The sequence below is a fragment of the Aeromonas sp. JL9 genome, assembly GCF_024436075.1.
Classification (GTDB): domain Bacteria; phylum Pseudomonadota; class Gammaproteobacteria; order Enterobacterales; family Aeromonadaceae; genus Aeromonas; species Aeromonas veronii.
In genome coordinates, this window is record NZ_JANFNV010000004.1 from 1 (window position 1) to 14,159 (window position 14,159).

Below are 14,159 nucleotides of genomic sequence, written 5' to 3' on the forward strand. Positions count from 1 at the left end.
TGATGATTTTTCGTGTCATGCTGCCTATGTTGGGGTTGGCATCATTCGAATCAACTCGGTTTTGTTAGCGGCTCTAAACCAGGGGCGCTCTCTGGCATCAAAGAGCTGCCCTGATACCTGTTGATGCTCGATGACGGTGAGGTTGTCGGCCAGCGCGAAGATATCGGTGAGCGTGGTTGCCTCCTGATGCCGAACGCTTTTGACGATCCAGCGGGTATTGGCAGGGGGAGTCAGATGTTGCACCTCGGTGTCGGCAGGCCAGCGCATCAGCCGGAACACATCGCCGTTGTTGTAACCGGCATAGACCCTATTGGCCGAGGGCAGCCCTGTTAACAGGGTCGCCATATAGGGGATGTTGGCCATGCGGTCTGCCAGGGTTGTGGCCTTGGTCAAGCGCTGCTGGGCGAGCAGATTGACACTCAGGGCCGAGGAGCTAAACAGCCCTTCCAGCTCCCGGGTCGTGAGTTGGCCAATCAGGCTGAATCTCTCTTCCGCCTCTTTCATCAACATGGTTTTGGTCTGCCGATATTGGTGACCAAGGGTGATCAGGGCAAACACCAGCAGCAAGCCCAGAAACAGGTGGGCAATATGAACATACAAGGGGATAACGCGGCGAATGAGACTCATGTTATCTCCTTAATGGATGGGTTTGTTGAGTGGGGTATAAATGAGATAACCCAACAGGATAATGGGTAGCTTCATGGTGTTCGCCCTTGCTGCTTGCATTAAAGATACCCCGTTGCGTAAACCACCAGATGACGATAAATGGAAAGGGGTGATAAATCCTTTTTTTATTCACCCATCGCAGTAGCCAAAAATGATCCACGGCGATGTTACCGCTGAGTACTGTGATCGTGATTCTTTTCACTCTGGATATGGATTGAAACCCTCTTTTTGCGGGAAGTGCGCCGAGATATTCAGCAACCTGGTCTCTTCATCCAGCGATACAGTAACGGTGGCGCCATGGGCTTCCAGCATGATTTTGCCATGATAGCCATTGTGACTGTGTGCTTCTTTGTTGTTATTAGAGGATGGAAATCTGTCGAACAGAGAGAGGACATTGTTGATATCCAGTAAGGTCGAGCTATCAATATTTAAAATAATGCTGTCGGGGTATTTCAGACAGACAATTTCCACGCAGGAGGAGGGCGCCGCATGCTCACAAGCGAGCCGTGTCAATATTTGAAACGCGGAATAACAGAGAAATTCGTCACCTGCGATGAATAGCTCGTCATAGAGGTAATTTTTGGGTTTGGTCAGCTTGATATCGAGCTTTTTCCCGGCATAGAGATTTTTGAATTGCACCGAAAGCCGATTGAAAATATTAAAGAGCTGGACTTTACCCGCTTTCAACACAAAGGTGCCGGTTTCAATCTGGTAAATCTCGCTGGCCAGCCGGGTCAATGCCAGCGCATCGCCTACAGATTTTCTGGTGATGGAGAGCTGGGTTTTTTGGAGCATGTTGAGCGATGAGTCGGCTGCCAGCTCTTCCAGCAGGTGTAGCGCGTTGAGCAGGGGCTCCCGAATTTCATAGCGGATATTGAACTCGAGGCTTTCTTTGAGCGCGTTGAGCTCAAGCATCTGATCGAACTCTTTTTGCAGATCTCTTCTGGCATGCACCAGCCGCATCAGATTGGCAATGCGAAAACGCAGCATCTCGATGTCGATTGGCTTGGTGATAAAATCGACAGCTCCGAGTTTCATCGCCCGTTTACGGGAATAGATATCATCCAGTGCCGTCATAAAGACGATGGGGATGTGCTCTGAGTGGGGATGTTCACGCAAAATTCTGGCGACATCGAATCCGTTCAGGTTGGGCATCATGATATCGAGCAGCACCAGATCGGGTGGATTATCCGATTGGCATATCCTGATCGCTTTTTCGCCATCCTTGACCAGCTTGAGATGAAACTCTTTGCGAAATACCGAGGTGATCAGCATCAAATTATCTGGAACATCGTCAACCACCAGAATGGTAGGACTATCCTGATTGCTGGCGACCAGATCGCTGTTGGAAAAACGGTGCAAACGACCGAATTCAAATTGTGAAAGTGGGGGCTGCCACTGGCTGGTTGCCAACAGCAGCCGAGTGATCCTGGTTTTAAGGGTATCGGGCTTGAGCGGGGTCAAGATAATGTCAGAGACTTTCGCCTGGACAAATTGTTCGATCAATGGGCGATCTGTCCCTGAGGTCAGGGTCAAAAATGGTAGTGTGTGATGAGGTGCCCTACTGCGAATATTTTTCAGCAGCGTGAGCAAGTTTGCCGAATCGAGATCGATATTGCAGATGATCATGGCGGCAGGGCCATCAGCCACGCAACGTTCCAGGGCCTCGACACTCTCCACCACCGTAATCTGGCTTATGCCAATGGCTCGTAACTGATTGCATAGCGCATCGCTGTGCACATTATCTTTTTCCAGTACCAGCGTGGGCCCGGAAATTATTTTTGCTATGTCCATATGGCTTTCTGATGTGCCCATCTGTCGCTGTATCCTGCCAGCTCATTTTGAGCATGATAATATAGGGTGCATGACCCTGGTCAACCGATACCTCTGCTACCTTGCGCTGGAAATATAAATCTGCAAGCTGGCTCATCACCCAACGTGATAAAGAGAGCAATCCGATATCACCATACCGTTGGTGCTGACCCATCTTCTGATGGTGTACAACCGCCATTACCCCATATCCACTTTTTTCTTGTATCCGGTTTATCCCTTGTGAGTTGCTGGCTCCTGTCGGGTTGTGCGCACATTTCAACCGGGTTGTCATGGCTGCCTGTCGGGGGATCCGTTATGGTGTGAGAAAGGTTGGCAAGGGTCGCCATCCTCCATCTTGGCAGGGAGAATCACGAGATATGGAACATCTTGCCCCGAACGCGGCTCATCCTATGGTGCTGCTGGTTGATGATAAGAGTGGCTGCCACAAGTTGATGAATGCGCTGCCCGGTGAGCTGCACGTCTTCTCCTGTGAGGCGGTGCTGATGATGGCCAGGCAGAACGATGGAGCATGCTGTCAACCATGAAATCCCGTCTCTGGCACATTGCTGCCGTGCTGTTGCTCTCCCTGATGGTGGCCACACTGGTCGATGCCTTCTATCTGGAACTGGAGCGGCAGGAGTATCGCCAGTCGCTGGATACCCGCATTCAGCGCGAGGGCGAGAATTTGCAGCAACTGACCCTATCAAGCAAGGGGATGGGGGCGGTGCAACTGGCTGGCCGCCTAAACCGCGAGATCCAGCAATCGTCACTGCTCGAGCGGGGGGATGTGAGCCCGAGCGAAGCACTGCAGGTGCTGGCGCAGGGGGTGAAGGCCAATCATGCCTTTGTTACCAATAAAGCAGGGGTGATTGTCCGTGATTGGGATGCGCTTGGCCGCCATGTTGTCGGGCAGGATGTGTCGTTTCGCTCCTACTTCAGGCAAGGGCTCAAGGGGCTGGAAACAGTAGATGCCGGGGTTAGCCTCAATACCGGCAAGCGGATGATCTATGTGGCGGCGCCAGTCTCTCACGATCGGGCGCAAGGAAGCGACATTACCGGGGTGGTGGTAGCGCGCTACGAGATGGCGCTGCTCGATACCTTTCTGGCCGGGTGGGGCGATACCATCGGTTTGCTGGTCTCGCCCGACGGGGTAGTGATGGCCAGCAACAAGAGCGACTGGCAAATGGCGGTGGTGGGCGCGAACTCTGCCGTCAGGCAACAGCAGCTCTTTGCCTCTCGCCTCTATGGACACTACTTTGCTCCGGATCGCCAACCGGTGATCCTGCCTGCACTCGATGACAGTGAGGTCAGGATTGGGAACGATAGCTATCTGGTGAGTCGCATGCCTCTCGAGTGGAACGATGCCAAAGGGCAGTGGACGCTGCTGCTGTTGGGCAATGTGGATCAGGTCGTGTCAGGATGGCGGCGAGTGGCCTTGTTCGGGACCGCCCTGTTGATCTGTCTGATCTCGGCCCTGCTCTGGCAGGGGCGAATGTTGCGTCGTCGCAGTATTCGCGAGCGCAACGAGCAGTTTGCCTTTCAGCAGGCGTTGATCGATACCCTGCCACATCCTCTCTTCTATACCGACAATCAGGGTCGCCTGCTGGGGGTGAATCGCGCCTTTACCAGCGCATTTGGTGGTACCCGCCCACTCGAGGGCAAGCGGCTGGCGGAGTTGCCGCAACTGGCCGGACTGGATGCGGTGGATGAGTGCAACACCTTGCAGAGGGTGGCGGGCAGTCGGGCCAGAACGCAGCATGAGGTGCGTCTGCTCTCGCCGGATGGTCGTCCTCTGGACATGCTCTATTTTCTCTCGGGGATCGAGCTTGCCGAGAGCGAGCGTAGCGGTGCGGTCGGCAGCCTGGTCGACATCACCCCGATCCGTGCCGCCGAGCAGGCCATGCGGGAGGCCCATGACCGGATAGCGGCAGATCGCCAGCGGCTGCACGAGAGCGAGCAGCGGATCCAGTCCATGGTGCGCAACGTACCGGGTATGGTCTATCGCTGTCTGCCCCATCACCCCTGGACCATGTTGTTCGTCAGCGACGAGGCGGAAAAATTGACCGGCTATCCCGCCAGCGATTTTGTCGATAACAGCCGCGATTTTGGTGACTTGATCCATCCTGATGACCTCGAACTGAGCAACCGCAACACCATCGATGCCATTGCCGAACATCGGCAATACATCAACGAGTACCGCATCTTCGATCGCTGGGGTCAGCTCCGCTGGGTCTACTCCATCGGACTCGCCACCTATGATGCCGAGGGTAAGGCCATCTATCTGGACGGGATCATCTTCGATTTCAGCGACCGCAAGCAGGCGGAGGCCGCCATGCTCGAAGCCCGGCAGATCGCCGAAGATGCCACCCGAACCAAGAGCGAATTTTTGGCCAACATGAGCCATGAGATCCGCACTCCTATGAATGCGATCATCGGCATGGCCCATCTGGCGCTGCAAACCAGTCTCTCCCCCGAGCAGCACAACTATGTGAGCAAGATAGACAGAGCGGCGAACAACCTGCTCGGGATCCTCAACGACATCCTCGACTTCTCCAAGATGGAGGCGGGTAAGCTGCAACTGGAACAGGTAGATTTCCGGCTCAACGAGGTATTCGAGTGGCTGGCTGATCTGACGGCGTTTCGGGCGCGGGAAAAGGGGCTGGCGCTGCTGTTCGATCTGGCCGGTGATCTGCCTGACCGTTTACGCGGCGATCCCCTGCGACTTGGCCAGATCCTGCTCAACCTGACCAGCAATGCCATCAAGTTCACCGAGCAGGGAGAGGTGATTGTCCGGCTGGCACGCAGTAACGAGCGAGATGGCAAGAGCTGGCTGCAGGGCAGTGTGCAGGATAGCGGTATCGGCATGACAGCCGAGCAGTGCCAGCGTCTCTTCCACTCCTTTGAACAGGCTGACAGCTCGACCACCCGCAAATATGGTGGCACCGGTCTTGGGTTGGCCATCACGCACAATCTGGTGCAACTGATGGACGGGGAGATCCGGGTGGAGAGCAACCCGGGGCTGGGCAGCGAGTTCCACTTCCGTATCTGTCTCGCGACCGTGGCGGATCAGGGTCATGAAGATCAACGTGTGGCGCCGCAGCGTCTGCTGTTGCTGGAGTCGCGCCCTGCTTCGCGAGCGGCCATTCTCCACCAGCTGGCGGCGCTGCCTGTTGAGCTTGTCTGCGCGGACGAGCCCGCCGCAGTGCTGGCACTGCTGCATCAAGGCATCGCGGCGGGCAAACCCTGGGATCGAGTGATGCTGGGTTGGCAGGAGGGAGATAGCTGGTTGCCAGAGGTGCTGCAGGAGATAGCCACGCTGGCAGCGCCGCCTGCGATCTTGCTTATCACCTCGGGCGATCCCGCACCGCTTGCCAGCCATGTTGCTGCGCTGGGGTTGTCGCCATGTGATGTGCTGGCCCATCCCTTTACTCCGCAAACACTGCGTCAGGCGCTAGCGGGCGATGCCGTGGGTCGGGAGGCGTTATCGGATGCAAGCCCCCATCATCAGGTTGCGTTGCCTGCTCATGGGCTGGCGGGGGCTCGTCTGCTGCTGGTGGATGATAACGACATGAACCGGGAAGTTGCGTTGGCCCTGTTGGGCAAGGAGCAGATCTCCCTGGTCTGTGCCTGTGATGGGGCACAGGCGCTCGCCCTGTTGGCGCAAGATCGCGGGTTTGACGGTATCCTGATGGATTGCCAGATGCCGGTGATGGACGGGTACACCGCGACCCGGTTGATCCGCGCCGATCCGGCGCTGGCCGGGATCCCCATTATCGCCATGACCGCCAGCACCATGGCCGGAGATAAAGAGAAGGCGCTGGCGGCAGGCATGAATGACCACATCGCCAAACCCTTGAATATGCCGCTGTTGCTGGCGACCCTCTCGCACTGGATCACACCCGCCAGACCGCTGGCTGCCGCCAGCAAGTTGCAGGTGACTGACGATGCGAACCTTTGGCAAGGCGTGCCCGGCCTTGACGTGCAGCGGGGCATGGCCGTGATGGGGGGCGACAGTGCGCTCTACCGCAATATGTTGCAGCGCTTCTGTAACGGGCAGCAGGGGTTTGAAGGCAGTTTCCACTCGGTGTGGGTGTCGGATGACAAAGTCACGGCCCGGCGTCTGGCTCACACCCTCAAGGGCAGTGCCAGCACCATAGGGGCGATCGGTGTGGCGGAGCAGGCGGCGCTGCTCGAGCAAGCCTGTGAAGAGGGGGATGATGCAGGGATCGCAACCCGCTTGCCATCCCTGATGGCTGAATTGACGCCCCTGCTGTCTGGGCTGGAAGCCGCGCTGGCAGCGTCCCCTGTGACGATGGGTGCTTCCCGGGGCATTGATGCCGGGATGATGGCGGCGCAACTCCAGCAGTTGGGGGCCTTGCTGGCACAGAGCGATGCCCAGGCGTTGGCGCTTTGTCAGCAGATTGAGGCTGATCTGGCTGGCAGTTCATTGCCGCTGCGTGCTGCATTTCAAGAGGTGAGCCGGGCGGTCAACGAGTTCGAGTTCGATCAGGCGCTGCAGTTGCTGGCGCCACTGCTTGGGTGATGGTTAACACCCTTATCGCTTGTCATGTTCATCGTCATCCTACTGATTTCTTTTGGTTGTCACTGAACAAGAATAATTATCATCTCTATCGGTATGGTAGATATTTACGTTCGGGTTAATTACGCTGGGTGACGTAAAGGTAAATAGTGTAAATATGGGCGGTAACATCTGTAACCGGATGAACGAATGTATCGCGAGTTAAATATGATTACTATGTTGCAGACAGCTGACATCCTCACTTTTTCTCTCACCATTAATTTGAATGCAGATTCATGTTGATGCGTAAACATATCCGCGCGCGCGATATTTTACTCATCAGTATGCAAGTCAATAAAGAGTGGAGGAGGTCATAGTGATTCTACATATCTCGGCGGCATCTTTTTATTAAGCTGTGTTAAACGTCAGGGCGGCCAAGCGGGGTTGTACTGTGTAGGCTAGCAGGAGCAATCATCGCCCTGCAGCGCAGGTAAGATGCAAGCAGACAGCAAGCGACATGCAGGGATATCGTGCCGTACAGGCTGTGCTTGCTACCGGTGGCAGCTGGCCGTGAGACCGTTCTGGTGTGGGGAGGTAAGTCAGGTGGTTGTCCCGTGGATGACTGCATGAAATATGCAATGAGGTGAGTAAAGATATATTCAATTGATCATTTATTGGTGGGCATCAGTATTGTTAAAAGAACGGCATAGCCTAGATTTCAGTCATGTTAATTTGGCTCGCAGTGAAAGAGAGGATATGTGGCGATTAATTATTTAATGTCCAATTAAGTTCATAAAATTTACGGGGCTGCAAAATATCCCTTTGGGGGTAATTAATTTCATTTGTGATGTGGCTCGCGATGAAAATAGGGGTAAGCCGGTCGAAATTGATAGAGATCAATACTGCAGGGTGGGTGAGTCCTTAGCATTTCCGCTATTAAGCATTTATCAAACAAGTGCTCACTACGGGAATAAGTAGAATGGTCGAGGATAATTTTTTATCGGCTCATGGGATTAATCGCCGTGATTTTATGAAATTGTGTGCCGGGATGGCCGCAACCCTGGGATTAAGTCAGCATGCCGTCGCCAAGATGGCCACTGCGCTCACCAGCCCCGAACGGCCGCCGGTGATCTGGATTGGGGCGCAGGAGTGCACCGGTTGTACCGAATCGCTGCTGCGCGCCACGCACCCCACCATCGAGAACCTGATCCTCAACACCATTTCGCTGGAGTACCACGAGGTGCTCTCGGCGGCCTTTGGTCATCAGGCGGAAGAGAACAAGCACAACGCCATCAAGCGCTATAAAGGCAAGTATGTGCTGGTGGTGGATGGCTCCATTCCGCTCAAAGATGGTGGCGTCTACTGCATGGTGGCCGGTGAGCCCATCGTTGACCATATTCGCCGTGCCGCCAGTGACGCGGCTGCGGTCATCGCCATCGGCTCCTGCTCCGCCTGGGGCGGTGTGCCTGCCAGCGGCGGCAACCCGACCGGCGCCGTCAGCCTTGAAGAAGCGCTCGGCAATATCGGCACCCCGATCATCAATATCCCGGGTTGCCCACCAAATCCCCACAACTTCCTCACCACGGTTGCCTACTACATCACCTACGGCAAGCTGCCGGCGCTGGATAGCAAGAAGCGTCCGCTGTTTGCCTATGAGCGCCTGATCCACGAGAACTGCGAGCGCCGTCCGCACTTTGACGCAGGGCGTTTTGCCAAGGAGTTTGGTGATGAGGGCCACCGTCAAGGCTGGTGTCTCTACCATCTGGGCTGCAAAGGACCGGAGACCTACGGCAACTGCTCGACTCTGGAGTTCTGCGATGTGGGCGGCGGCATCTGGCCGGTTGGCATCGGTCACCCGTGTTATGGCTGCAACGAGCAAGGGGTCGGTTTTAGCAAGGGGATCTTCCAGCTTGCCAAGGTAGAGAACCCGACTCCGCGGGTGGATAAACCCGATGTGAAAATTCAGGAGGGGGGCTATACCTCGCCCACTGCGACCGGCCTTATCGGTGGCGCCCTCGGGGTGCTGGTGGGGGTGAGTCTGATGACGGTGCGTGAACTCGGTCGCCAGCAGAAGCGCCACGAAGCCGGGCAGCACCCATCACGGGAGGAGTAACCGTGAACAGACGCAACTTCCTCAAATTTGCCTCTGCCAGTGCACTGGCGGCGGGCACAGCCGTACCCGGCACCGCACTGGCAGCGGCCAAGAACAAGCCGCCCATTCCCGGGGCACTCGGAATGCTCTACGACTCCACCCTCTGCGTCGGCTGTCAGGCCTGTGTGGCGGAGTGTCAGCGCCTCAACGGCAACCCGGCCAATCCAGCCGGGGCGCAAACCTGGTCCAACAACGACAAGCTGACCCCCTACACCAACAACATCATTCAGGTGTGGAAAAGCGGCACTGGTGAGCACAAGGATCAGCTGGTGGATGGCTATGCCTACATCAAGAAGCAGTGCATGCACTGCGTCGATCCCAACTGCGTCTCGGTCTGTCCGGTGCAGGCTCTTAAAAAAGATCCCAAGACCGGCATCGTTCACTACGACCCGAGCGTCTGCACCGGCTGCCGCTACTGCATGGTGGGCTGCCCGTTCGATGTGCCCAAATATGACTACGACAATCCGCTGGGGGCGATCCACAAGTGCGAGCTCTGCAACCAGAAGGGGCTTGAGCGGATCGATCAGGGCAAGTTGCCCGGCTGTGTCGAGGTGTGCCCCACCGGAGCCGTGATCTTCGGCACCCGCGAGGAGCTGATGGCCGAGGCCAAGCGCCGCCTGCTGGCGACCCCGGGCAGCGAATATGCCTATCCGCGCCAGACCCTCTCTGCCAACGACCCTTACCTGCACGAGGTGCCCAACTACCAGCCTTACGTCTATGGCGAGAAGGAGGGGGGCGGTACCCAGGTGCTGGTGCTGGCCGGGGTGCCCTACACCAAGCTCGATATGCCCGACTTGCCGGAGCTCTCGTCCGGTGCCCGCTCCGAGCATATCCAGCACACCCTCTACAAGGGGATGGTGCTGCCCATGGTGGTGCTGACCGGCCTCTCGGTGCTCATTCGCCGCAACACCAAGAATGGTCACGATCACCATCATGATGATGGCCATGATCAGGGGAGTGCGCAGATCAAGGATCAGGGCACCACAAAGGGAGGCAAGGATCATGAGTAATCACAAGGCACATCCCCTCGGCGGCAAGCTGGTCAGCTGGCCTGTGCTGGTGCTGGCCCCCTTTGCCGTGCTGTGCGGCATGTTGATTTTAAAACGCCTCGTCTTCGGGCTGGGCTCAGTTACCGATCTCAACGGGGGTTACCCCTGGGGGTTGTGGATCTCCTTTGACCTGCTGATCGGTACCGGTTTCGCCTGTGGCGGCTGGGCGCTGGCCTGGGCTGTCTATGTGTTCAACCGGGGCGAGTATCACCCGCTGGTGCGACCGGCCTTGTTGGCGAGCCTGTTCGGCTACTCGTTGGGTGGCCTCTCCATCACCATCGACGTGGGGCGTTACTGGAACCTGCCGTACTTCTACCTGCCCGGTCACTTCAACACCTCCTCGGTACTGTTCGAGACGGCTGTCTGCATGACCATCTATATCGGGGTGATGGCGCTGGAGTTCGCTCCTGTGCTGCTGGAGAAGTTCGGCTGGAAGGCGTCACTCATTCGCCTCAACAAGATCATGTTCTTCGTGCTGGCGCTGGGGGCTCTGTTGCCCACCATGCACCAATCCTCCATGGGCTCGTTGATGATAGTGGCGGGGGAGAAGATCCATCCGCTCTGGCAAAGCTACGAGCTGCTGCCGGTCTTTTCGCTTCTGACCGCCTTCATCATGGGTTTTTCCATCGTGGTGTTTGAAGGCTCCCTGGTGCAGGCGGGATTGGCTGGGCGGGGCCCCAACGAGAAGTCGCTCTTCTACAAGCTGACCCAGGTGATCGACATCTTCCTGATCCTGTTTGTGGCGCTGCGCTTTGCCGAGATCGTCATCCACGACAAGTCGGAGTATCTCTCCGAGTTCAATCGCTTCTCCATCATGTTCTGGAGCGAGATTGCGCTGATGATCTTCCCGCTGCTGGTGTTCCACTGGGACAAGAGCCGCCGCGATTCGCGCATGTTGTTCCTGGGAGCCCTCAGCATGCTGCTGGGCGCAGCCCTCTGGCGACTGGATTACTCCCTGCTCGCCTTCAACCCCGGCAATGGCTACCACTACTTCCCCTCCGCGGAGGAGGTACTGATCTCCCTGGGCTTCGTCGCCATCGAGGTGTGTGCCTATTTGCTATTGATCCGGCTGCTGCCGGTACTGCCATCACTTGAACGTGTTCACCAAGATTATCAGGCCCGAGGGAAAGCCAACGTATGAGCCAACGTATCACCATAGACCCCATCACCCGCATTGAGGGGCACCTGCGTATCGACTGCGAAATCGAAGGCGGAAAAGTGACCAAAGCCTGGTCGTCCGGCACCATGTGGCGCGGGATGGAGGAGATCGTCAAGGGTAACGACCCGCGCGATGCCTGGATGATAGTGCAGCGCATCTGCGGGGTATGTACCTCCATTCACGCCATCGCCTCGGTGCGGGCGGTGGAGAACGCCATCGGCGCCAAGGTGCCGGTCAACGCCCAGTTTATCCGCAACCTCATCATCGCGGCCCACAACATCCACGATCACATCGTTCACTTCTATCAGCTCTCCGCGCTGGACTGGGTGGACATCACCGCGGCCCTTGAGGCCAATCCGCAAAAAGCAGCGGACATGCTCAGGGGGGTCTCTACCTGGTCCCTCAACAGCGCCGACGAGTTGACCAAAGTGCAGGACAAGATCCGCGCCCTGGTGGCGAGCGGCCAGCTTGGCATCTTTGCCAACGGCTACTGGGGTCACAAGGAGATGAAGCTGAGCCCGGAGGTGAACCTCATCGCCGTGGCTCACTATCTGCAGGCGTTGGAGTGCCAGCGCGATGCCAACCGCATCGTCGCCATCCTCGGTGGCAAGAGCCCGCACATTCAGAATCTGGCGGTGGGCGGCGTGGCCAACCCCATCAATCTGGATGCACCGAGTGTGCTCAACCTGGAGCGGCTGCTCTATGTGAAGAGCTTTATCGACCGGCTCGGCGAGTTTATCGAGCAGGTCTACAAGGTGGATGCCGCCATCATAGCCGCCCACTACCCCGAGTGGCTGAACCTGGGGCAGGGGGCCAAGCACTACCTGAGTGTGCCGGAGCTCCCCACCGACGGTGACGGCGGCAGCTTCCTGATGCCGGGCGGCTACATCGAGAATGGCGATCTGGCCGGGTATCGCCCCATCGAGAGCCATCAGGATGGCTGGCTGATGGATGGCATCGCCGAGAGCAACAAGCACGCCTGGTACAAGGATGACGAGCCCCTCAAGCCGTGGGAGGGCAAGACCGAGCCTAATTACACCGGCTGGCAGGATGACGGCAAATACTCCTGGGTCAAATCCCCCACCTTCTACGGCAAGGTGGTGGAGGTGGGGCCGCTTGCCGACTTGCTGGTGAAGCTCGCCGCCAAACACCCGGAGACGGTAGCGCACTTCGATCAGCTGAACGGCATCTACAAGGCGCTCACCGGCTCTGCCATCAAGACCGAACAGCTGCACTCCACCATGGGCCGCATCATCGGTCGCGCGGTGCGCTGCTGCGTGCTGAAAGATACCCTGGCGCACCAGTGGAAGGCGCTGGTGGACAACATCGGCAAGGGGGATACCACCGCCTACATCAAGGCCGAGATCCCGGCGGACAAGGAGTTTCGCGGGGTGGGCTTTGAAGAGGCGCCGCGCGGCATGCTCTCCCACTGGATCGTCATCAAGGACGGCAAGATCGAGAACTATCAGGCGGTGGTGCCATCGACCTGGAACTCGGGCCCGCGCAACTTCAATGACGAGCCCGGCCCATACGAGCAATCGCTGGTGGGCACCCCGGTGGCGGATCCCACCAAACCGCTGGAGGTGGTGCGCACCATCCATTCGTTCGACCCCTGCATGTCCTGCGCGGTGCATGTGGTGGATACCCAAAATGGCGAAACGACTCAGGTGAAGGTGTTGTGATGAACACCTTGATCCTGGGCGTTGGCAACCTGCTGTTGAGCGATGAGGCGGTGGGGGTTCGCATCGTCGAGGCGCTGGGGCGCAACTACTGTTTCGCCCCCGGCATCGAGCTGCTCGATGGCGGTACCGCCGGTATGGAGTTGCTCGAAGCGATGGCCAGTCGCGATCACATCATACTGGCAGATGCGGTGCGCAGCGGGAATCCGCCGGGCACAGTAGTGACCCTGAAGGATGAGGAGATCCCGACCCTGTTTGGCCGCAAGATCTCCCCGCACCAACTGGGGCTGGCGGATGTGCTCTCGGCGCTGCACATGACGGGGGAGTCGCCAAAGCGGCTCACCCTGATCGGGGTCGAGCCCGAATCCCTCGAACCGCGTATCGGCCTCACCCCCGTGGTGGCGGCTGCCATGGGGGAGGCGACGGATCGGATTTTGACCCTGCTGGCAGCCGTTGGTGCGCCCGCGATTGCGCTCTCTGAGCAGGAGAAAACTGAACAAGCGCGGGAGGGCATATGGCGCAATCCCATTTAAGCGAGGCTGAGAGAGTGCTGGAGGTAGTACCGGAGATGGCGCAGGAGTTTGCCGGTTTTGCAAGCAATCCCGCGCCTCTGCTGGTGGCCCAGTACGAGCGGATCGCTCGCGAAGAGATGCAGGCGTTGCCCTTCTATCACGCCACCATGCCCATTGTGGCGGAGTGCACGTTGTTTGAAGGTCAGTGGCTCGGCTGTGTGCTCACCCCCTGGATGTTGAGCGTGGTGGTGCTGCCGGGGCCGGACCAACTCTGGCCGGTGCGCAGCAGCAGCGATCGGCTCGCATTGCAGCTCCCCTGCGGCAACATGACCTTTATGGTGGGTGAACTGCCCGAGACGGGACAGTTGCTGGCCTGCTCCCTGATGTCGCCGCTCGATCCCCATCTCGGGGCCGGGGAGGGGCGAGCACTGGTGAGCAGCACCCTCAAGATGCTGCTCTCCTTGCCGGTGCAGCAAGGGGCTGGCGGCGTGGACCTGGGCCGCAGACGGTTATTAGGTGCCCGGCGCGGTCAACCGGCATAGTTGCTAGGTTTCACACGAAATCAAGTTTAGAATAGGGGGCCATTTTGGCCCCTCACTCCCATGTTAAAT

The 14,159-nt window shown here is 57.8% G+C and carries 10 protein-coding genes; 8 read left to right on the forward strand and 2 right to left on the reverse strand.

All coding sequences use genetic code 11. The features are described 5' to 3' along the window. Positions 1-24: 24 nt before the first annotated feature. Both NOM06_RS04630 and NOM06_RS04635 read right to left on the reverse strand, forming a co-directional pair. The gene (locus tag NOM06_RS04630) at positions 25-627 is read right to left on the reverse strand and encodes a hypothetical protein (protein WP_255910048.1); all 603 of its coding nucleotides are present in this window, start codon (positions 625-627) and stop codon (positions 25-27) included. 237 nt (positions 628-864) lie between these two features. After that, positions 865-2,481, reverse strand: a complete 1,617-nt coding sequence (locus tag NOM06_RS04635; RefSeq protein ID WP_255910049.1) for a response regulator — start codon at positions 2,479-2,481, stop codon at positions 865-867. A 374-nt stretch (positions 2,482-2,855) separates the two neighbouring features. On the opposite strand from NOM06_RS04635, the gene NOM06_RS04640 reads away from it, so the two are divergent. The 8 genes from NOM06_RS04640 to hybE all read left to right on the forward strand — a co-directional run bounded on the left by NOM06_RS04640 (position 2,856) and on the right by hybE (position 14,090). Continuing rightward, positions 2,856-3,023, forward strand: a complete 168-nt coding sequence (locus tag NOM06_RS04640; protein ID WP_255910050.1) for a hypothetical protein — start codon at positions 2,856-2,858, stop codon at positions 3,021-3,023. Further along, positions 3,008-7,021 carry an ATP-binding protein gene (locus NOM06_RS04645; RefSeq protein WP_255910051.1) on the forward strand — a complete coding sequence of 1,338 codons (4,014 nt, stop codon included), beginning with the start codon at positions 3,008-3,010 and terminating at the stop codon, positions 7,019-7,021. The genes NOM06_RS04640 and NOM06_RS04645 overlap by 16 nt, the downstream gene beginning before the upstream one ends. 955 nt (positions 7,022-7,976) lie before the next feature. Next, positions 7,977-9,110 (forward strand): hydrogenase 2 small subunit, encoded by a 1,134-nt coding sequence (gene hybO / locus NOM06_RS04650; protein ID WP_255910052.1) that lies wholly within the window; start codon positions 7,977-7,979, stop codon positions 9,108-9,110. Between the two features lie 2 nt (positions 9,111-9,112). Then, positions 9,113-10,159, forward strand: coding sequence for a hydrogenase 2 operon protein HybA (gene hybA / locus NOM06_RS04655; protein ID WP_255910053.1), 1,047 nt, complete (start codon positions 9,113-9,115; stop codon positions 10,157-10,159). After that, entirely contained in the window at positions 10,152-11,339 is a 1,188-nt protein-coding gene (gene hybB, locus NOM06_RS04660; protein ID WP_005351459.1) for a Ni/Fe-hydrogenase cytochrome b subunit, read from the forward strand. Before hybA ends, hybB begins: the two co-directional genes overlap by 8 nt. Continuing rightward, positions 11,336-13,039, forward strand: coding sequence for a hydrogenase 2 large subunit (gene hybC / locus NOM06_RS04665; RefSeq protein ID WP_255910054.1), 1,704 nt, complete (start codon positions 11,336-11,338; stop codon positions 13,037-13,039). Before hybB ends, hybC begins: the two co-directional genes overlap by 4 nt. Beyond that, positions 13,039-13,569 carry a HyaD/HybD family hydrogenase maturation endopeptidase gene (locus tag NOM06_RS04670; RefSeq protein ID WP_255910055.1) on the forward strand — a complete coding sequence of 177 codons (531 nt, stop codon included), beginning with the start codon at positions 13,039-13,041 and terminating at the stop codon, positions 13,567-13,569. Before hybC ends, NOM06_RS04670 begins: the two co-directional genes overlap by 1 nt. Continuing rightward, complete coding sequence (hybE, locus tag NOM06_RS04675) at positions 13,551-14,090, forward strand: hydrogenase-2 assembly chaperone (protein WP_255910056.1); 540 nt, start codon at positions 13,551-13,553, stop codon at positions 14,088-14,090. Before NOM06_RS04670 ends, hybE begins: the two co-directional genes overlap by 19 nt. Positions 14,091-14,159 lie beyond the last annotated feature (69 nt).

Bases quoted from the DNA above. Each gene is read 5' to 3' on its own strand.
- NOM06_RS04630 (WP_255910048.1), bottom strand. From the start codon at position 627: ATGAGTCTCATTCGCCGCGTTATCCCCTTGTATGTTCATATTGCCCAC.
- NOM06_RS04635 (WP_255910049.1), bottom strand. From the start codon at position 2,481: ATGGGCACATCAGAAAGCCATATGGACATAGCAAAAATAATTTCCGGG.
- NOM06_RS04640 (WP_255910050.1), top strand. From the start codon at position 2,856: ATGGAACATCTTGCCCCGAACGCGGCTCATCCTATGGTGCTGCTGGTT.
- NOM06_RS04645 (WP_255910051.1), top strand. From the start codon at position 3,008: ATGCTGTCAACCATGAAATCCCGTCTCTGGCACATTGCTGCCGTGCTG.
- hybO (WP_255910052.1), top strand. From the start codon at position 7,977: ATGGTCGAGGATAATTTTTTATCGGCTCATGGGATTAATCGCCGTGAT.
- hybB (WP_005351459.1), top strand. From the start codon at position 10,152: ATGAGTAATCACAAGGCACATCCCCTCGGCGGCAAGCTGGTCAGCTGG.
- hybC (WP_255910054.1), top strand. From the start codon at position 11,336: ATGAGCCAACGTATCACCATAGACCCCATCACCCGCATTGAGGGGCAC.
- NOM06_RS04670 (WP_255910055.1), top strand. From the start codon at position 13,039: ATGAACACCTTGATCCTGGGCGTTGGCAACCTGCTGTTGAGCGATGAG.
- hybE (WP_255910056.1), top strand. From the start codon at position 13,551: ATGGCGCAATCCCATTTAAGCGAGGCTGAGAGAGTGCTGGAGGTAGTA.